This window comes from Tabrizicola sp. (assembly GCF_030694085.1).
In the GTDB taxonomy this organism is placed as follows: Bacteria; Pseudomonadota; Alphaproteobacteria; order Rhodobacterales; family Rhodobacteraceae; genus Tabrizicola.
Window position 1 is genome coordinate 129,984 of record NZ_JAUXZE010000073.1, and the last position, 17,025, is coordinate 147,008.

The 17,025-nt window shown below is 67.4% G+C and carries 20 protein-coding genes; 11 read left to right on the plus strand and 9 right to left on the minus strand.

Translation table 11 applies throughout. The features are described from left to right. Nucleotides 1-61: 61 nt before the first annotated feature. The 5 genes from Q8M85_RS17505 to ftsY are packed head-to-tail and all read right to left on the minus strand — an operon-like array spanning nucleotide 62 to nucleotide 4,523. On the minus strand, nucleotides 62-670 hold the full coding sequence (locus Q8M85_RS17505; protein ID WP_305546961.1) for an inner membrane-spanning protein YciB: 609 nt from the start codon (nucleotides 668-670) through the stop codon (nucleotides 62-64). Further along, a complete protein-coding gene (locus Q8M85_RS17510) occupies nucleotides 670-1,569 on the minus strand; it encodes an EamA family transporter (RefSeq protein ID WP_305546963.1) in 900 nt (299 codons plus the stop codon). Before Q8M85_RS17510 ends, Q8M85_RS17505 begins: the two co-directional genes overlap by 1 nt. Beyond that, nucleotides 1,566-2,447 (minus strand): hypothetical protein, encoded by an 882-nt coding sequence (locus tag Q8M85_RS17515; protein ID WP_305546965.1) that lies wholly within the window; start codon nucleotides 2,445-2,447, stop codon nucleotides 1,566-1,568. The genes Q8M85_RS17510 and Q8M85_RS17515 overlap by 4 nt, the downstream gene beginning before the upstream one ends. Further along, entirely contained in the window at nucleotides 2,437-3,351 is a 915-nt protein-coding gene (locus tag Q8M85_RS17520) for a hypothetical protein (RefSeq protein ID WP_305546967.1), read from the minus strand. The genes Q8M85_RS17515 and Q8M85_RS17520 overlap by 11 nt, the downstream gene beginning before the upstream one ends. After that, complete coding sequence (gene ftsY, locus Q8M85_RS17525) at nucleotides 3,348-4,523, minus strand: signal recognition particle-docking protein FtsY (protein WP_305546969.1); 1,176 nt, start codon at nucleotides 4,521-4,523, stop codon at nucleotides 3,348-3,350. The genes Q8M85_RS17520 and ftsY overlap by 4 nt, the downstream gene beginning before the upstream one ends. Nucleotides 4,524-5,228: 705 nt before the next feature. Here ftsY and Q8M85_RS17530 point away from each other — a divergent pair. From Q8M85_RS17530 to Q8M85_RS17560, 7 genes are all read left to right on the plus strand, one after another. Further along, complete coding sequence (locus tag Q8M85_RS17530; RefSeq protein ID WP_305546971.1) at nucleotides 5,229-6,323, plus strand: alkane 1-monooxygenase; 1,095 nt, start codon at nucleotides 5,229-5,231, stop codon at nucleotides 6,321-6,323. 56 nt (nucleotides 6,324-6,379) lie between these two features. Further along, nucleotides 6,380-6,772 carry a hypothetical protein gene (locus Q8M85_RS17535; RefSeq protein WP_305546973.1) on the plus strand — a complete coding sequence of 131 codons (393 nt, stop codon included), beginning with the start codon at nucleotides 6,380-6,382 and terminating at the stop codon, nucleotides 6,770-6,772. A 72-nt stretch (nucleotides 6,773-6,844) separates the two neighbouring features. Further along, on the plus strand, nucleotides 6,845-7,075 hold the full coding sequence (locus Q8M85_RS17540) for a hypothetical protein (protein WP_305546975.1): 231 nt from the start codon (nucleotides 6,845-6,847) through the stop codon (nucleotides 7,073-7,075). Nucleotides 7,076-7,078: 3 nt separating this feature from the next. Further along, nucleotides 7,079-7,468 carry a hypothetical protein gene (locus Q8M85_RS17545; RefSeq protein ID WP_305546978.1) on the plus strand — a complete coding sequence of 130 codons (390 nt, stop codon included), beginning with the start codon at nucleotides 7,079-7,081 and terminating at the stop codon, nucleotides 7,466-7,468. Beyond that, the gene (locus tag Q8M85_RS17550) at nucleotides 7,468-7,851 is read left to right on the plus strand and encodes a hypothetical protein (RefSeq protein ID WP_305546981.1); all 384 of its coding nucleotides are present in this window, start codon (nucleotides 7,468-7,470) and stop codon (nucleotides 7,849-7,851) included. The genes Q8M85_RS17545 and Q8M85_RS17550 overlap by 1 nt, the downstream gene beginning before the upstream one ends. A 1-nt stretch (nucleotide 7,852) precedes the next feature. Further along, entirely contained in the window at nucleotides 7,853-8,245 is a 393-nt protein-coding gene (locus Q8M85_RS17555) for a hypothetical protein (RefSeq protein WP_305546983.1), read from the plus strand. After that, nucleotides 8,245-8,634, plus strand: a complete 390-nt coding sequence (locus Q8M85_RS17560; protein ID WP_305546985.1) for a hypothetical protein — start codon at nucleotides 8,245-8,247, stop codon at nucleotides 8,632-8,634. The genes Q8M85_RS17555 and Q8M85_RS17560 overlap by 1 nt, the downstream gene beginning before the upstream one ends. Nucleotides 8,635-8,817: 183 nt before the next feature. On the opposite strand, the gene xseA is transcribed toward Q8M85_RS17560, so the two are convergent. The 3 genes from xseA to Q8M85_RS17575 form a co-directional block, all read right to left on the minus strand. Then, nucleotides 8,818-10,386, minus strand: a complete 1,569-nt coding sequence (xseA, locus tag Q8M85_RS17565) for an exodeoxyribonuclease VII large subunit (protein ID WP_305546987.1) — start codon at nucleotides 10,384-10,386, stop codon at nucleotides 8,818-8,820. Between the two features lie 80 nt (nucleotides 10,387-10,466). Then, nucleotides 10,467-11,027 (minus strand): type 1 glutamine amidotransferase domain-containing protein, encoded by a 561-nt coding sequence (locus tag Q8M85_RS17570; protein ID WP_305546989.1) that lies wholly within the window; start codon nucleotides 11,025-11,027, stop codon nucleotides 10,467-10,469. A 96-nt stretch (nucleotides 11,028-11,123) separates the two neighbouring features. Further along, nucleotides 11,124-11,396, minus strand: a complete 273-nt coding sequence (locus Q8M85_RS17575; RefSeq protein ID WP_305546991.1) for a hypothetical protein — start codon at nucleotides 11,394-11,396, stop codon at nucleotides 11,124-11,126. A gap of 64 nt (nucleotides 11,397-11,460) precedes the next feature. On the opposite strand from Q8M85_RS17575, the gene purD reads away from it, so the two are divergent. The 4 genes from purD (at nucleotide 11,461) to Q8M85_RS17595 (ending at nucleotide 15,925) form a co-directional block, all read left to right on the plus strand. Next, nucleotides 11,461-12,729 (plus strand): phosphoribosylamine--glycine ligase, encoded by a 1,269-nt coding sequence (gene purD, locus Q8M85_RS17580; RefSeq protein WP_305546993.1) that lies wholly within the window; start codon nucleotides 11,461-11,463, stop codon nucleotides 12,727-12,729. Continuing rightward, the gene (locus Q8M85_RS17585) at nucleotides 12,726-13,604 is read left to right on the plus strand and encodes a bestrophin family protein (RefSeq protein WP_305546995.1); all 879 of its coding nucleotides are present in this window, start codon (nucleotides 12,726-12,728) and stop codon (nucleotides 13,602-13,604) included. The genes purD and Q8M85_RS17585 overlap by 4 nt, the downstream gene beginning before the upstream one ends. Nucleotides 13,605-13,679: 75 nt before the next feature. Continuing rightward, nucleotides 13,680-14,936 carry an aspartate kinase gene (locus Q8M85_RS17590; RefSeq protein WP_305546997.1) on the plus strand — a complete coding sequence of 419 codons (1,257 nt, stop codon included), beginning with the start codon at nucleotides 13,680-13,682 and terminating at the stop codon, nucleotides 14,934-14,936. Between the two features lie 179 nt (nucleotides 14,937-15,115). Beyond that, a complete protein-coding gene (locus tag Q8M85_RS17595) occupies nucleotides 15,116-15,925 on the plus strand; it encodes a class I SAM-dependent methyltransferase (protein ID WP_305546999.1) in 810 nt (269 codons plus the stop codon). A 134-nt stretch (nucleotides 15,926-16,059) separates the two neighbouring features. Here the strand turns inward: Q8M85_RS17595 and Q8M85_RS17600 are convergent, their stop codons facing one another. Then, nucleotides 16,060-16,959, minus strand: coding sequence for an NAD(P)/FAD-dependent oxidoreductase (locus Q8M85_RS17600; protein WP_305547001.1), 900 nt, complete (start codon nucleotides 16,957-16,959; stop codon nucleotides 16,060-16,062). Between the last annotated feature and the right edge of the window lie 66 nt (nucleotides 16,960-17,025).

Consider the following 17,025-nt stretch of genomic DNA (forward strand, 5'->3'; position numbering starts at 1 on the left):
ACGCATCAAGGCAGACCTGCGGCAGAAGACGGTCCCTGAGGGGGCATTTGCCCCCACTCCGTCACTCTTTCTCGGCCTCCGGGTCGATGAGGTAGCGCTGCAGCGCCATGAAGTTTCCCATCAGAAACAGAAACAATGCCGCGGGCATCGCGAAAGTCTCCAGCTTGACCCAAAGTTCGGTCGACTGGGTTCGCCAGATGATCTCGTTGGCCACGGCAAGGGCCGCGAACATACCCGTCAGGCGCCGAGTCAGGATCATCCAACCCTCTGGTTTCATTGGCAAAGCCTCGGCCATTACCCATTGCAGCAGACTTGTCCCGCGCATCAGGCCGATCCCCAGGATCACCGCAAAAGTCCCGTAGACGATGGTCGTCTTCATCTTGAAGAAGCGTTCATCGTTGAACCAGGCGGTCAGCCCGCCGAAAAAGATCACCATCACAGCCACGAAAATCTGCATCCGGCTGATCGTTCCCGTCAACAACCACAGCGTAAGCGTCGAGGCCAGCAAAAGCGGCACCAGGATCAGGGCCGCCACAATGAAGCCAGAATACTCGGTGCCCGCGAAGCTGTAGCTGTCGTCCTTGATCCGCATGTAGACCAGGAAGAACAGAATCGTCGGCCCCAGCTCCAGCGCCTGCTTCAGTATCGGGTTGATCTTCCGCTCGGCCATTATCCCGCCCATTCCATGACTACCGCGCCCACCGCGATCAGGGCCATCAGCCCCGCCCGCACCGGCCCCACCTTCTCGCCCAGAACCAGCCAGCCGATCAAGGCGGCAAATACGGTCGAGGTCTCGCGCAGGACCGCCGCCTCGCCGACCTTGTCCAGCCGCGTGGCCAGCATGATCGAACCAAAACTGAAATAGGCGACGAAGGCGCCCAATACACCCCGCTTCAACAAGGGCACGATCTCGGCGGCGGGAAGCTGCCGCCAGCGGCGATGCGTGACGACGGGGATGAAGATCCCGTCCAGCAGGAAGAACCACGCGAGAAAGGTGAACGGGTCCGCCGTCGCCCGGATGCCATAGGCGTCATAGGTCGTATAGGCCGCGACCATCGCCCCCGTCGCCACGGCAAGCCACAGCGCCGGGACCATCGTCGCGCGGTCCATGGTGACGTGGCGCAGGTTCCAGGCCGCCAGCCCCAGGATGCCGCCCACCAGCAGCAGCACCCCCGCCCACTGGCCGGGCGCAAAGGTCTCGCCAAAGACGAAGCCCGCCCCGATCACGGTGAAGAACGGCCCCGTGCCGCGTACCACGGGGTAGACCACGGTAAAGGCGCCCCGGGTATAGGTCATCGCCTGCAAGACCTTGTAGACCGCATGGATCACGAAGGCCCCCGCAAAGATCGGCCACATATGAGGTTCCGGCCAGGGCACGACAAAAAGCGCGAACGGCAGCGCGATGACGCCATAGCTGACATCAATCGCCGCGCGCGAAAGCCAGGGATCGTGCCGCCCCTTCTGCAACGCCCCGAACAGCGCATGCAGGACGGCGGCCAGCAGCGCCAAGGCCAGCGCCATGTCATGCCCCGCCGGGGTGCCCTCGATCGACCGCAGGAAGTCGGTCAAGGGGCCAGTCCCGGCTGCCAGTCCACCGTCATTTCCGCCCCGGCGAACAGGCGCGCCAGCGCCTCGGGACCCAGCGGGTCGCCCGACAAAGCCGCCATCGCCACCTGCGCCGCGCCGATCCCCCGGGTCGAGCGGAACTCCAGTGCCAGCCGCCCACGGCCCTGCGGCAGGGCGGCAAGCGCGTCCTCCAGCCTGTCCTGTCCCTCGCCCTGAAACAGCGACCCCGGCAGGTTGCGCGCGATCTGCCGCAAGGCCAGCCGCGCCGCGTCGACGGCCGCGCCCCCGTCAGCTCCGTCCACCAGGCTTTCGCCCCAGCTTTCCATCACCGGCCGGAAAAGCCGGCCGTCGTTGCGCCAGTCCAGCCTTGCCCAGGTCAGCCGCCCCGGCAGCAGCGATCCCGCCGACAGTCCTGCCCCCGCGACATCCGCCTCGACCTCGACCACCGTCCCGCCGGAAAGACGCAGCCGCCCGCCCCGCACGGCAAGCCCCTCCGGCCCCGCCGTCGCCATGAAGGCAAGGTCGGCCACCTGCAACCGCAGCGTCTCGCGCAGGATCGGGTCAAGGTCCCGCTGGCCCAGACCGGGTGCCAGCCGGACGCCGCCCGCCTCAAGCGCAAGGTCGATCACGTCCGTCGCCACCGCGCCCCGCAGCCGCAACCGTTCAGCCGCGATCTCGGGCGCGCCCCTTGCGGTCAGCACCGCCCGGTCGAACACGCACCATCCGCCCTGCGACCCCGCAACCGGCGCGGCGATCCGATAGCCTGTCAGCGTCTCAAGCCGGTCTGCCAGGTCCGCGCAACCGGCCGGCTCGGCGGCGGCCGCTCCTGCTGCCGCACCCGTCAGCGCAGCAGCCAGTATCCATCCGCGTCTAAGGCGCATCCGCATGGGTCCAGCCCACCTCGACCGTCACCCCGTCCAGCACCCCCGCCGCCTCGCTCACCGTCCGCGGCACCCCGGTCATCGCCCAAGGCATCAGCCGCGACGGCCCGAACCCGGCCTCGGACCGCAGGGAAACCGTCAGATCACCCGAGGGGTTTGGCAGCTCGTCGATCAACGCGCCAAGCGCCGCCTTGCTGGCGTCCGGGAAACTGTTTCCGGGCAAGTCCGCCACGGCGGCACGCATCTCGGCGCGAAGGCCCTCCGCCGCCGCGTCCATGTCGCCCTCATAGGGCAACATGCTAGGTCCCAGCGCCATCAGCACATACCATTCGAACAACCCATGCGTGGTGATCCGCGCATCGAACTCGGTCAGCGCGAAGCTGGTCGCCGACATCTGCGCAGCCCCGGTCGAGGACAGGTCAACCCCCGCCACGACCGCCGAAAGCTCCACCAGGTTTTCGCCCGGAAAGTCGATGCTCAGCCCCTCCAGCCGCAGTTCCCGTGCCGCCGCATCCCAGGACAGCGACGTCTCTGCGCGGATGGCGTTGGGCCGCGCCTGTGCGGCGAAAAGCCAGTCCATCTGCGGGTTTCCGGTCTGGACCACCAGCCGCAACCCCTCGACGCCGATCTCCAGCCCGTCAGGTGCGCCCGCCCCCTCTACCAGCCAGCCCAGCGCCGAGCCCCGCATCCGCAGTCGGTCCGCGTGCCAGTCCGGCAGATACTGCCCATCCAGGTCAAGGATCACACCCTGAACGACACACCAGTCGCCCTCTTGCCCCACGGTGCCGCTGACCGTTCCAAAGGACACCAACCCGGCCAAGACCTTCTCCCAGGCCGCATCGCACAGCCCCTCCGCCCCCGCCGGCCCCGCCAGCAGCAGCACGAGAACGCCCGCCCGGATCACCCCTCGGCCCCGACCAGCGCGCGCGCAAAATCCTCGGGGTCGAAGGGGGCAAGGTCGTCGATTTGCTCGCCCACGCCAATCGCATGGATCGGCAGCCCGAACCTGTCGGCCAGCGCCACCAGCACGCCGCCCTTCGCCGTCCCGTCCAGCTTGGTCATCACCAGACCGCTGACATCGGCGATCTTGCGGAAGATATCGACCTGCGCCACCGCGTTCTGGCCCGTGGTCGCATCCAGCACCAGCAGCGTATTGTGCGGCGCCGAGGGGTCGACCTTGCGGATCACCCGCACGATCTTCGCCAGTTCCTCCATCAGGTCCTGCCGGTTCTGCAACCGCCCCGCCGTGTCGATCATCAGAAGGTCCGCGCCATCCGCCCGCGCCTTGGTCAACGCATCGAAGGCCAGGCTTGCGGGGTCCGACCCTTCGGGTGCGGTCAGCACCGGCACCCCGGCCCGCTGGCCCCAGATCTGCAACTGTTCCACCGCCGCCGCGCGGAACGTGTCGCCCGCCGCGATCACCACGGTCTTGCCCGCCGCCTTGAACTGGCTGGCCAGCTTCCCGATCGTCGTGGTCTTGCCCGAGCCATTCACGCCCACGACCAGCACGACCTGAGGCTTCTGCGGGTACAAGGGCATCGGCCGCGCCACCGGCTCCATGATCCGCGCCACTTCCGCCGCCAGCGCCGCCCGCAGCTCGCGGGTCGAGATCCTCCGCCCGAACCGGCCTTCGGCGATGTTCGCCGTCACCCTGACCGCCGTATCCACGCCCATGTCGGCCTGGATCAGAAGCTCCTCCAGGCTTTCCAGCATCGCATCATCCAGGATGCGCCGCGGCTCTTCAACCGTCGTCCGGCCGAAAAGCCGCCCCAGCAGCCCCGGCTTCGCCGGCCCGGGCTCGGGCGCCACCACAGTCATGCCGCCCTGGTCGATCGGCATCGGATCTTCGGGCATCGGCAGGTCCGGCTCGACCTCCACCGGCTCCGGCAGTTCGGGCAGGTCCGGCTCCGGCAGCTCGGGCGCAGGCGGCTCGGGCAGCTCGGGTATCCGGTCGGGCAGTTCCCGCAGCGGGTCTTTCGGCCCCTCGGCCCCTTCTGCCACCAGTGCATCCAGGCCCTCGCCGATCTTGTCCGATGACCGGAACATCCGCTCCTTGAGCTTCTTGAAGAACGACATGGGCAGGCTCTCCGGGCTGTTTCCTTTCACCTAGTCCCTTTGGCAGGCCATTGGAAGGCCGTGACACCTTAGGGCAAGCTCCTCGTTCGACTTCATCTCCTCGTCGCAGGACCGCACGGTGCGATGAGTGTCGAAGTCATCGACGAGCCCGCCCGATCAGCTCCTGCCCGGCCCATCAGGCGGGCCGAAGCGTCAAAGCAAGTCCTCGCCGCAGACCGTCCCGCTTCACCACGAACCGCTGCTGCACCATCATCAGGGCCGAGCCAATGAAAAGCCCCGCTCGAAGTTGCCGGACGCCCCGCCCGGATGCGCAGGCAGCACCGCCGCCGCCGCGCCCATCCACCCGATCAGCCCGACGCAATCCCGCACCAGCCACCGCCGGGCGCCCTGCCGGACAGATCCTCCCGCCGTCACAAGGCAAGGTCCAGGCTCCAGATGCCACCACACCGAACCTCTGGCCCCTCAACTCGCCCACGCCAAAAGCGCCCCCGTCCCAAATGCTCCGCCGAAGGCGTCTTTCCCACCCGTAGCCCACCCGGCTCCCCCCATTCCGCCCGGACATCCCGTGCCTTTGGGCCAATGTCGTCGCCAGCACCATCATTGCAGTTGCACCCGCCAGCGTTTCGCCCAATTTGTCGGGCATCCTCCCCGGCGCTGCCAGCCCTGCGCTGCCAGCCCCTTCACTTCACGGGACCCCCGACCTCGATGCCGACCCGCCCCCTGCCAATCTTCGCCTTCGCTCTGGCAACCCTCTTGCCGCTGCCGCTTCTCGCGCTTGGCATGGCGCTTGGGGGTGCCTGGCTTTGGGGGGCCTTTCTTTACATGGCGGTCCTGACGTTGCTTCTTGACCAGCTTGTGCCCCTGACCACCGGCACCGCCGACGCAGCCCACGCAGCCGAGTTTCCCGCAGCCGACCTTCTTCTGGTCCTGGTGGCCCTGGGTGCGCTTGGCCTTCTGCCCATTGCCACCTGGGCCATCGCCGGAGACAGCGCCCTTGATGCGGGCGAGAAGGTGCTTCTCTTCTTCGCCGTCGGCTTCTGGCTGGGCCAGGTCGCCCATCCCGCCGCGCATGAGCTGATCCACCGCTCCCGACGCAACCTGTTCCGCCTCGGAGCCGCCTTTTACGCCGCGATCCTGTTTGGCCAGCACGCCAGCGCGCACCGCCTGGTCCATCACCGCGCCGTCGCGACCCGTGACGATCCCAATACCGCCCGCGACGGCGAAAGCTTCTACCGTTTCGCCCGCCGAGCCTGGATCGGCAGCTTCCGCGCGGGCGCGCGCGCCGAAACCGCGCTTCGGGCCAACCGCCCCGGCCTCCACCCCGCCCGTCTCCCCGCCCTTCACCCCTACGCGCTGTATCTGACGGCCAGCGCCGCCGCCCTGCTCTTTGCGACGCTGATTGCCGGTCTTCCCGGCCTTCTCGCCTGGAGCGGCCTGGCCCTGCATGCGCAAAGCCAGATCCTCCTGTCCGACTACGTCCAGCACTACGGCCTGACCCGCGCCCGCCTGCCGAACGGAAAGCTGGAACCCGTGGGGCTGACCCACAGCTGGAACACCGCACACTGGTTCACCTCGGCCCTGATGCTGAACGCCCCACGCCATTCCGACCATCACGTCAACCCGTCCCGGCCCTATCCCGCCCTCCGCCTGCCCCAGGACGCCCCACGCCTGCCCTGGCCCCTGCCGCTGGCCTGCATGCTGGCCCTTGTCCCCCGGCTCTGGCGGCGTGCGATGGCCCCGCACCTTGCGCGCGTGCGGAATTCCCCACCCCGCAGGACCACTGCGGACACGGCGGCTTGACTGGCCATCCGGGCGCGGCTCTGGCACTCTCCCGAAGATTTCGAACGGAGCCCCGGATGCGTAGCCTTATCCTGTCGCTGATCCTGTCCTCGACCCCGGCCTTGGCCGAGACGCCGCTGAATGGCGACCAGTTCGACGCCGCCACCCGCGGCGACACCATCACCTACGACTACGGCGGCGGCCTTTTCGGCACCGAAGAATACCTCGACGACCGCCGCGTCCGCTGGGCATTCGAGGGCGACCTGTGCATCTACGGCGTCTGGTACCAGAAGGAAGACCAGATCTGCTTCGAATACGAAAACGACCCGGGTGCCGCCTGCTGGCTGTACTTCCTGGAGAACGGCAAGATCCGCGGTCGCTACATGGGCGACGGCGGCGGCTGGGAGATCCTGGAATCCTCCCGCGACGGCGGACCGCTGCCCTGCGCCGGGCCGGACGTGGGGGTCTGATGCGGGCCGACCAGTTCACCGCCTGCAGGTCCGACCCGCTGCGCGCTCCGGGCCCGAAGGTCGAAGCCTGATATGCTCCGGCCGACCCTCGCCCCCGCGACCCGTGCCGAACAGCCGGTGACCGCCGACCAGATCAAGACCGAAGTCACGCGCAAGCCGCGCGGGCGGTCCGCCGCAGATCGGGTCATCCTTTCCAGGCGCCACATCCAAAGGACCAGGAACGACACCTCACCGAACCGCAGACGCGGGGCTTCGGCAACGAAGGCCCCCCGCGCCTGCCACGGCAAACCTGCAGGACTCTGACCGATGCGCCATCTTGCCCTTGCCCTCCTGCTTGCCACCCCGGCCCTTGGCGAAACTACGATCACCGCCGACGGCTTCGAGGCGCACGTGACAGGCAAGACCGTGACCTACCGGCAGTTCGACTATGTCTTCGGGACCGAGGAATACCTGCCCGACCGCCGCGTCCGCTGGTCGACCGCGCCCGACCAGTGCCAGTACGGAACCTGGTATCCGAAAGACGACAACATCTGTTTCGTCTACGAATACGACCCCACCCCGCATTGCTGGACCTTCTGGCTGAAGGACGGCGCGCTCGTCGCGATGTCGGCGGACGGCCTGCCCGGCGAAGAGCTTCACGAGGTCTCGGCCACCGACCAGCCGCTCCCCTGTCCGGGGCCCGAGGTCGGCGTCTGATGCGGCTCGCCCTTCCCCTGCTCTTTCTCGCCCCGATGGCCTTGGCCCAGGAGATGACGCCTGACGAATTCGCGACCTTCGCCGCTGGCCGCACACTCGACTATGCCGTGGATGGCAAGGTCCTCGGCTCCGAGGCGTATTTCCCCGACCGCAGCGTGCGCGACGCCGACACCGGCGGTCCCTGCCGGAGCGGGTTTTGGTATCCCGACGGCCCCGCCGTCTGCTTCCTCTACGACGGCAGTGACCAGCGCCATTGCTGGCTTTACTGGCGCGAGGGCGGCAAGGTCCGTGCCAAGCCTCTGCTTTCCGAACCGGGCGACCCCGTCCAGACCGTCACTCCCGCCGCCGCTCCGCTCTCCTGTGCCGCCGAAGTGGGCGTCTGACATGCGCGCAGCCCTCACAGCCCTCCTCCTTCTCGCCACTCCGGCATTGGCCGAGCCCCCGCTTACCGCCGAGGACTTCGAGGCCCTCACCCAGGGCCGCACCATGACCTGGGCCGAGTTCGGCCAGGTCTACGGGGTCGAGCACTACCTCCCGGACCGCCGGGTCCGCTGGACCGTGCTGGGCGAGGACTGCAAGCTTGGACACTGGTATCCGCAGGGCCAGATGATCTGCTTTAAGTACGAGGACGACCCTGATCCCGATTGCTGGACCATCACCGAAAACGGGACCAGTCTCTTCGCCCGTTTCGCTGGCACGGCCGACGACTCGACGCCGGTCGTGGTGACCGAGACCACCGAACCCCTCGCCTGTTTCGGACCAGAGGTCGGCGCCTGATGATACGATTTGCACTTGTCCTGGCCCTTCTGCCCGCCACCGCAAGCGCCGACGCCGACCCGCCCCTTGCCGCCGATGACTTCGAGGCCTTTGTCCAGGGCCGCACCTTCGACACCCACGACCAGACCGGCCGGTACGGGGTCGAGACTTTCCTGCCCGGCCGCCGCGCGATATGGCGCGATGCGGGCCAATGCCTGGAAGGCACCTGGCGCGCGCAGGGCGATCAGATCTGCTTCGACTACCAGGGCGATCCGACGCCCTATTGCTGGACCTATCACGACCGCGGCGACTGGCTGATGGCCTGGCTGGATGGCGACCGGACCCGCGTGCCGATCCTGCTTTATCCCGCCGACGACGTGGTGACCTGCGAAGGCTACTTCGGTGTCTGACCCTGAGCGCGCCGTGTCCACCCGCGCCACCCAAATTTCTCAAGCAAGAAATTTGTCAAATTCCTTCCTCAAGGAATTTGGCGCGCACTGTCCGCGCCAAGGTGGTCAAGCGTTTCCTAACGCCCACAGGCAAGGTGCTGACGCCAAGGGAAAACCCATATCCGTCCAGCGTGGACACTGCGGTCAGAACAGGCTGCCCTGCCCGCCATCTCCATCCCCCTTCGCCCGTCTTCCGGCCCGACCGCCGACCATCAGCCGCCCGTCCCGGAACTCGATCTCCAGCGTCGCCGCCTTCTCGGCCCCGGCTTTCGAGGTCACGACCGCCCCGTCCCCCCGCACGACCGCATAGCCCCGCTTCAGGGTCTCGGCATAGCCCAGCGTCACCCGGGTCCGGTCCAGCGCCTCCAGCCGGTCAGAGAGCCGCGCGAACCGCTGCCGGGGGGCTGTCTCCAGCCGGTCGGCCAGCCGCGCCAAGTCGCGCCGCCCGTCCCCGACCTTCCGCTCCGCCTCTCCCAGAAGCCGGGCCAATCCCGGCGCCAGCCGCGCCGCAAGCGCCTCCAGCCGCTCTCCCCGCCGTTCCAGCCGCAGCAGGATCGCCCGCGCCAGCCGCTCTTCCCGCGCGGTCAGAAGATCGCGCTGCCGCGCCACCAGCCCGCGCAGCGCCTGCGGCTGCAACCGCCCCGCCACCCGGTCGAACTCGCGGTGCTTCTTCGCCACCGCCAGACCCAGGGCAGAGCCAAGTCGCATCCCCGCCGCGTCCAGCCGCTGCCGGGGCGTCGCCACCAGCGTTTCGACCCGGGGCAAGGCCCGCGCCAGATCCCGCAGCCGCTGCTGTCGCAAGGTCACCCCCTGCCCGATCCCCCGCACCAGCCGCGCCCCCAGCGCCTCCAGCGTCGCAAGCAGCTCCAGCCGCACCGGCACCGCCAACTCCGCCGCCGCCGTAGGGGTCGGGGCCCGCAGGTCCGCTGCATGGTCGATCAGCGTGGTGTCCGTCTCGTGTCCCACGGCACTGATCAGCGGGATCGCCGACCCCGCCGCCGCCCGCACCACCACTTCCTCGTTGAACCCCCAAAGGTCCTCCAGCGACCCGCCGCCCCGCGCGACGATCAGCACATCGGGGCGCGGGATCGGCCCCCCGGGTTCCATCGCGTTGAACCCCCGGATCGCGGCTGCCACCTGCGCCGCACAGTCCTGCCCCTGCACCGCCACCGGCCAGATCAGCACATGCCGGGGAAAGCGGTCCCTCAGCCGGTGCAGGATATCCCGGATCACCGCCCCGCTGGGAGAGGTCACCACTCCGATCACCTTCGGCAGATAGGGAATGGGCTTCTTCCGCGCTGCATCGAACAGACCCTCGGCCCCCAGCGCCGCTTTCCGCTTTTCCAGCATCGCCATCAACGCGCCCGCCCCCGCAGGCGCCACGTCATCGACGATCAGCTGATACTTCGACTGGCCCGGAAAGGTGGTCATCCGCCCGGTGGCGACAACCTCCATCCCCTCTTCGGGCCGGACCTGCATCTTTGCCACCTGCCCCTTCCAGCTGATCGCCGCGATCACTGAACGGTCATCCTTCAGGTCAAAATACAGATGCCCCGAGGCCGGACGCGACACCCGCCCCACCTCGCCCCGCACCCGCACAAGGCCGAATTCGCCCTCGATCACGCGCTTCACCGCGCCCGAAAGCTCGGACACGGTGTATTCGGGCTGGTTGCCGCTGGGTCGGGGACCGTCGTCTTCGAAAAGCTCGCTCATGGCCCATTGATGCCCGATCCCGACGCGAAGATGAAGCGCCGGAATCGGAAAGGATAATCGGAAAGGACAATCGGAAAGGATCAGGCCGCCGCGCGCTGGTGGGTGCCTTCGGCGATCTCTTCGACCAGCTTGGCGCAGAAGGCAGGCAGGTCCTCCGGCTTGCGACTGGTGACAAGGCCTTGGTCCGTCACCACCTCGGCGTCGATCCAGTCTGCCCCGGCATTCTTCAGATCGGTCTTTATCGACCCGTAGGAGGTCATCTGCCGTCCCTCGGCGATCCCCGCCTCGACCAGCAGCCAGGGCGCATGGCATATCGCGCCGATGACCTTGCCGGCCGTCCAGAACGACTTGATGAAAGAGATGGCTTCGGCCTCGACCCGCAAAAGGTCCGGGTTGATCTGCCCGCCCGGCAGCACCAGCGCGTCATAGGCCGAGGCGTCCACTTCGGACAGCACCGCATCAACCGGCACCGCATTGCCCCAGTCCTTGCCCTGCCAGCCCCTGATCTCGCCCGATTTCAGCGACACGACATGGACCTCGGCCCCTGCGGCGCGCAGGTGCTTGACCGGCACCTCCAGTTCCGACTGTTCGAACCCGTTGGTTGCAAGAATGGCGATGCGCTTGCCTTGGATGCTCGGCATGGAATGTTCCGTTTCCTGTAGGGGAGTGTCGCGCAGTCAACGTCAAACCGCTGTGCCGGGTTCCGCCGCCGGATTATTGCAGCGTGGATTCGGCGACTACTCGCCACCGCCGTCGGCATCCGGGCTGTCTGGTCCAGAGCCGGGTCCGCGGTCCAAGGCCAGCCTGTGCGTCCTGCGGTACAGCGTATAGCTTGCCAGGATCACACCCCCGCCCAACGCAGCCAGCCAGAAGCGTGAGGTCGCCAGCCCATAGATCACCAGACCCAGGCCCGCCATCTCCAGCCCTCGAACAAAAGACGAGGGGCGTGGCTTTCGCACAGCGCCCGCGCCTTTGTCCTGTTCGATCCCAAGGCTTGCTTCCGGGTCCATGCTTGCCTCCCTGCCCACCTGACCCTATGACGCGGGCAGCAGATTTCCAAGCGGAGGCGCAGCCATGAACATCCTCATTCTGGGCTCCGGTGGCCGCGAACATGCTCTGGCATGGGCAGTGAAGCAGAACCCCAATTGCGACCGGCTGATCGTCGCCCCCGGCAATGCGGGCATCGCGATGCTGGCCGAGGTGGCCTCCATCGACATCCTTGACGGGGCAACCGTGGTCACCTTCTGCGAAGAAAACGCCATCGACTTCGTCATTGTCGGACCCGAGGCCCCTCTGGCCGCCGGGGTCGCCGATGCCTGTCGCTCGGCGGGCCTCCTGACCTTCGGCCCCTCTGCTGCCGCCGCGAGGCTGGAGGCGTCAAAGGCCTTTACCAAGGACATCTGCGACGCCTGCGCCGCCCCGACGGCGGCCTATGCGCGGTTCACCGAAGCCGCCCCCGCCAAGGACTACATCCGCGCGCAAGGCGCCCCCATCGTGGTCAAGGCCGATGGCCTGGCCGCAGGCAAAGGCGTCATTGTCGCGATGACCGAAGCCGAAGCCCTTGCCGCCATCGACGACATGTTCGGCGGCGAATTCGGCGCGGCGGGTGCGGAAGTCGTGATCGAGGAATTCATGGCGGGCGAGGAAGCCAGCTTCTTCATCCTCACCGACGGCACCCACGCCCTGCCCATCGGCACCGCCCAGGACCACAAGCGCGCCTTTGACGGCGATACCGGCCCGAACACCGGCGGCATGGGGGCCTATTCTCCGGCTCCGGTCCTGACCGAGGTTCTGCAACAACAGGCGATGGACCAGATCATCCTGCCCACGATCCGCGAAATGGCCCGGCGCGGCACACCCTACCAGGGCGTCCTCTATGCCGGGCTGATGATCGAAAACGGCAAAGCCCGTCTGGTGGAATACAACGCCCGCTTCGGCGACCCGGAAGCCCAGGTCCTGATGATGCGCCTTGGCGCACAGGCGCTGGACCTGATGCTTGCCACCGCCGAGGGACGGCTGGATAAGGTTCAGGTCAACTGGGCCGACGACCATGCCCTGACCGTGGTCATGGCGGCGCAGGGCTACCCCGGAGGCTACCAGAAGGGCAGCCAGATCCGCGGCCTCGAAGAACTCCCGGAAGACAGCCGCCACATGGTCTTCCACGCCGGCACTGCCCAGCGTGACGCCCAGATCATCGCCTCGGGCGGGCGGGTCCTGAACGTCACCGCCCGCGGCGAGACGCTGCAACAGGCCCGCGACGCCGCCTATGCGCTGGTCGACCGCATCGATTGGCCCGGAGGCTTCTGCCGCCGCGACATCGGCTGGCGGGCGCTTGACGCATGATCATCCGCGACAAGCCCGGGATCCTTGCGCTGCTCTTTGCCGTGCGCGGCTCGGTCCTGCCGCATATCGCACCGCAGCTGCTGTTCTTCGGCCTTTTCGCCGCCGCCATCGTCACCATCGACCGCTATGTCCTGACCCTCCCCCATGTCCAGGCCGCGCCCCTTGCGGTCTTCGGCGTTGCGCTGTCGCTGTTCCTGGGTTTCCGCAACAACGCCGCCTATGATCGCTGGTGGGAGGCGCGGCGTCTCTGGGGCGGCCTTCTGGCCGACGCCCGCAGCATGGCGCGTGAGGCGGAACTGTTCCTTTCCGACCCGGCCGACCGCCGCCGCCTCCTGACCGCGATGCGCGCTTTCCTGCACCAGCACCGCTGCGCCCTTCGCGGCCTGCCAAACGACGAACCCGCGCTCCGCGACACCCCGGCCGCGCCCACCCCCGACGCTACCCTCGACGCGATGGGCAGCTTTCTCGCCGATGCCCTTCACAGCGGCCGGATGGACGGATTCGGCGCCCGCACCCTGTCCACCCGCCTGTCCTCGATCGCCCTCGCACAGGCCGGATGCGAGCGGATCAAACTGACGCCGCTGCCCTATGTCTATTCGCTCCTCATCTTCCGCACGAGCTGGCTCTACTGCCTGCTGCTGCCCTTCGCCCTTCTCGAACCGACCGGCTGGCTGACCCCGCTGTTCGTGGTGATCGTCGCCTACACCTTCTTCGGCCTCGCCGAGGTCACCGAAGAGCTGGCCCACCCCTTCGGTTTGACCGCCAATGCCCTGCCACTGGACGCGATCTGCCGCACTGCGGAAATCTCGCTGGCACCCCACCTTGGCGAACCCGCGCCCCCGCCGCTTTTGCCCGTGGACTACCGGCTGGATTGACCTTTCGCGCCCCTTGCGCCCAGTCAAGCCCCCGCATAAGAAGCGGGCGTTTTGAACCCCAAGGGGGAGGCGCGGATGCCGCTTCTGGTGATGAAATTCGGCGGAACCTCCGTGGCGGACCTCGCGCGGATCGAGAACGCCGCGAAGAAGGTCCAGAAAGAGGTCGAGCGCGGCTATGACGTGATCGTCATCGTCAGCGCCATGTCGGGCAAGACCAACGAGATGGTGGGCTGGGTCGAACAGACCTCGAAACTCTATGACGCGCGCGAATACGATGCCGTCGTCTCATCGGGCGAGAACGTGACCGCAGGCCTGATGGCGCTGCGCCTGCAGGAAATGGACGTGCCCGCCCGCTCCTGGCAGGGCTGGCAGGTGCCGATCAACACGACCAGCGCCCACGGCCAGGCCCGCTTTGTCTCGATCCCGCGCGAAAACATCGACGCCAAGTTCGCCGAAGGCTTCAAGGTCGCCGTCGTGGCGGGCTTTCAGGGCGTCAGCGCCGAGGGCCGGATCACCACCCTTGGTCGCGGCGGCAGCGACACCACTGCCGTCGCCTTCGCCGCCGCTTTCGGGGCGGAACGCTGCGACATCTACACCGACGTCGATGGCGTCTACACCACCGACCCCCGGATCAGCCCCAAGGCCCGCAAGCTGGACAAGATCGCCTTCGAGGAGATGCTCGAGCTTGCCTCGCTTGGCGCCAAAGTCCTGCAAACGCGATCCGTGGAACTCGCGATGCGCTACAAGGTCCGCCTGCGGGTGGTGTCTTCCTTCGAGGAGGTCGACGAGACCTCTGGAACCCTGGTCTGCGACGAGGATGAAATCATGGAATCGAAAGTTGTGTCCGGTGTCGCCTATTCCCGCGACGAGGCGAAGATGACGCTGCTGAAGGTCGAGGACCGGCCCGGCGTCGCCGCGGCAATCTTCGGCACGCTCGCGGACGCCGGGGTCAACGTGGACATGATCGTTCAGAACATTTCGGAACAGGACGACCCCACCGACAAGCGCGCCCATACCGACATGACGTTCAGCCTGCCGACGAACCAGGTCGACCGCGCCAGGAAAGCCATCGAGGATGCAGCGGCTGCGGGTGCTTTCGTCTACACCACCCTTGTGACCGACAGTGACGTTGCCAAGGTCTCGGTCGTTGGTATCGGGATGCGCAGCCAGGTCGGTGTGGCGGCAAAGATGTTCGCGGCGCTGGCGGCCGAGAACGTGAACATCAAGGTCATCACCACGTCCGAGATCAAGATCAGCGTGCTGATCGACCGGAAATACATGGAACTGGCCGTCCAGGCGCTGCACGACACGTTCGAGCTGGACAAGGCCTAAGCCAGCGTCGCCGGCCGAAGTCGATCGCCGAAGTTGATCATTGCCAGACCTGTCGGGGCATGAGACCCTGCTCCGACATGCCGAGGTTCGGGTGGAGATCGGCATTGCCTCCCAAGCGCTGACCTGCGGCACTCCGTCTGGGGGACCATTCTGCCATCCTGATCATGGAAGGCAACCCAATGGCACACCAGGACAGCGCGTTTACGGGTTCGATCCCGGTCAACTACGACCGGGTTCTGGGGCCGATGCTGTTTGCTCCTTACGCCTCCGACATGGCGAAACGTGTCGTCGCGGTTGGGCCGGAGGCGGTTCTTGAAACTGCGGCAGGCACCGGAATCGTTACTCTGCGACTGGCCGACAGCCTGCCGCTTTCCACGCAGATCACCGCGACAGACCTGAACCAGGCGATGATCGATTTCGCTGCCACAAAGCCCGCACCGCGCCAGATCACATGGCAGGCCTGCGATGGGACCAAACTGCCGTTCGACGACGCCTCGTTCGACTGTGTGGTCTGTCAATTCGGCGTCATGTTCTTTCCCTCGCAACTGACGGGCTTCCAAGAGGCGTTCAGGGTGCTGAAACCCGGCGGCCATTATCTGTTCAGCGTCTGGGACCACATCGACGCGAACCCGATCGCCCTGGCCATGTCGGACGCATTGGCTGATCGTTTTCCAGACGACCCGCCTTTGTTCCTGCGTCGCACCCCTTACGGTCACTCGGACATCGACGTCACCCGCCAGCAACTCGCCGAGGCCGGTTTTGCCAGCGTCGAAGCAGACATAGTGAGCTTTGCAAATTCCTGTCCATCGCCCAGGGACGCCGCCAACGGCCAATGCCACGGTTCCCCCGTGCGGGGCGAGATCGAGGCCCGCGACCCAAATGGCATTGCCGGCGCGGCCGAGGCGATGACCGCCTTCCTTGCCGAACGGTTCGGGCCCGGACGCATCGACAGCACGATGCGGGCGATCATCTTCACCGCCCGACGCTGACCGTCGCTGGTGCCTCCTGCCGCAGGCTGGCCCGAAGCGAAGCCGGGCATACTCCTGCCGGGCGCTTCCCTCCCCGCCAACGGGTCCTGCAAGCTGAACCTGCCGTAGGGGGCGATATCGCCCACCCTACCCCCTCACTCCAATATCCCCAGCAGGTCCTGATGACAGGCCGCCCCCGCCCGATTCCCCGTCGACGCCGCTTGCGTGGCTGACGGAAACGGCCGCGCGAGGTCCCCAGCCGCGAAGACCCCCGGCACCGTGGTCCGCTGGTGGTCGTCCACCATCAGATGCCGCCCCATCGGCGTCTCCACGATCTCGCAGCCAAGGGCCTTGGCCAAGGGCGAGGCCGGCTCCTGCCAGGTCACCAGGTACAACGCCCGCATCTCCACGCGCTCACCCCCCTCCAGTTCCACCGCCTCGATTGCCCCCTCCGAGTGATGCACCCGCACCACCCGGCCCGCCTGCCGCCGCAGGCCCGGTCGGTCCAGCCGCTCCGCGTCGTCCGTCGTCACCTCGACGCCGTTCTCCAGCAGGATCAGATCATCGGTCCAGTCCCGCAGGTGCACCGAATGATGCATCGGGATCGCCTCCCAGGCCAGAAGCCCCGTTGTCCGGTCCGCCAGTTCATAGCCGTGGCAATAGGGGCACTGCGCGACCGTCTTGCCCCAGCACTCCGCCAGTCCGGGGATGTCCGGCAGCCTGTCGCGCTGCCCGAAGGCCAGGATCACCCGCGCCACGCGGACCTCCTCCGGTCCCTCCAGCACGAAGGCCCCCACCTGCCCCCGGATCGCCGTGACTCGCCCCTTCAGATGCTGCCCCGTCGGATAGGCGAGCACCTCGGCCAAGCCCTTTTCCCGGATCGCTTCCGGCGCCGCCCCGTCCATCCCCAGAAACCCGTGCGAGGCATGGGCATAGCGGTTCCGCGTCCGGCCCTCGTCGATGATCACCACCCGACGCCGCGCCCGCGCCAGCATGATCGCCGCAGACACCCCCGCAAAACTGCCGCCGACCACAGCCACATCCGCCTCGATCATCACTCGCTCCTGACCAGACCCACACAGTCAAGCGCGCGGCCCCGGTTCAGTTCCCTCTGCCCAATC

Bases quoted from the DNA above. Each gene is read 5' to 3' on its own strand.
- Q8M85_RS17505 (WP_305546961.1), bottom strand. From the start codon at position 670: ATGGCCGAGCGGAAGATCAACCCGATACTGAAGCAGGCGCTGGAGCTG.
- Q8M85_RS17515 (WP_305546965.1), bottom strand. From the start codon at position 2,447: ATGCGCCTTAGACGCGGATGGATACTGGCTGCTGCGCTGACGGGTGCG.
- ftsY (WP_305546969.1), bottom strand. From the start codon at position 4,523: ATGTCGTTCTTCAAGAAGCTCAAGGAGCGGATGTTCCGGTCATCGGAC.
- Q8M85_RS17530 (WP_305546971.1), top strand. From the start codon at position 5,229: ATGCCGACCCGCCCCCTGCCAATCTTCGCCTTCGCTCTGGCAACCCTC.
- Q8M85_RS17535 (WP_305546973.1), top strand. From the start codon at position 6,380: ATGCGTAGCCTTATCCTGTCGCTGATCCTGTCCTCGACCCCGGCCTTG.
- Q8M85_RS17540 (WP_305546975.1), top strand. From the start codon at position 6,845: ATGCTCCGGCCGACCCTCGCCCCCGCGACCCGTGCCGAACAGCCGGTG.
- Q8M85_RS17545 (WP_305546978.1), top strand. From the start codon at position 7,079: ATGCGCCATCTTGCCCTTGCCCTCCTGCTTGCCACCCCGGCCCTTGGC.
- Q8M85_RS17550 (WP_305546981.1), top strand. From the start codon at position 7,468: ATGCGGCTCGCCCTTCCCCTGCTCTTTCTCGCCCCGATGGCCTTGGCC.
- Q8M85_RS17555 (WP_305546983.1), top strand. From the start codon at position 7,853: ATGCGCGCAGCCCTCACAGCCCTCCTCCTTCTCGCCACTCCGGCATTG.
- Q8M85_RS17560 (WP_305546985.1), top strand. From the start codon at position 8,245: ATGATACGATTTGCACTTGTCCTGGCCCTTCTGCCCGCCACCGCAAGC.
- xseA (WP_305546987.1), bottom strand. From the start codon at position 10,386: ATGAGCGAGCTTTTCGAAGACGACGGTCCCCGACCCAGCGGCAACCAG.
- Q8M85_RS17570 (WP_305546989.1), bottom strand. From the start codon at position 11,027: ATGCCGAGCATCCAAGGCAAGCGCATCGCCATTCTTGCAACCAACGGG.
- Q8M85_RS17575 (WP_305546991.1), bottom strand. From the start codon at position 11,396: ATGGACCCGGAAGCAAGCCTTGGGATCGAACAGGACAAAGGCGCGGGC.
- purD (WP_305546993.1), top strand. From the start codon at position 11,461: ATGAACATCCTCATTCTGGGCTCCGGTGGCCGCGAACATGCTCTGGCA.
- Q8M85_RS17585 (WP_305546995.1), top strand. From the start codon at position 12,726: ATGATCATCCGCGACAAGCCCGGGATCCTTGCGCTGCTCTTTGCCGTG.
- Q8M85_RS17590 (WP_305546997.1), top strand. From the start codon at position 13,680: ATGCCGCTTCTGGTGATGAAATTCGGCGGAACCTCCGTGGCGGACCTC.
- Q8M85_RS17595 (WP_305546999.1), top strand. From the start codon at position 15,116: ATGGCACACCAGGACAGCGCGTTTACGGGTTCGATCCCGGTCAACTAC.
- Q8M85_RS17600 (WP_305547001.1), bottom strand. From the start codon at position 16,959: ATGATCGAGGCGGATGTGGCTGTGGTCGGCGGCAGTTTTGCGGGGGTG.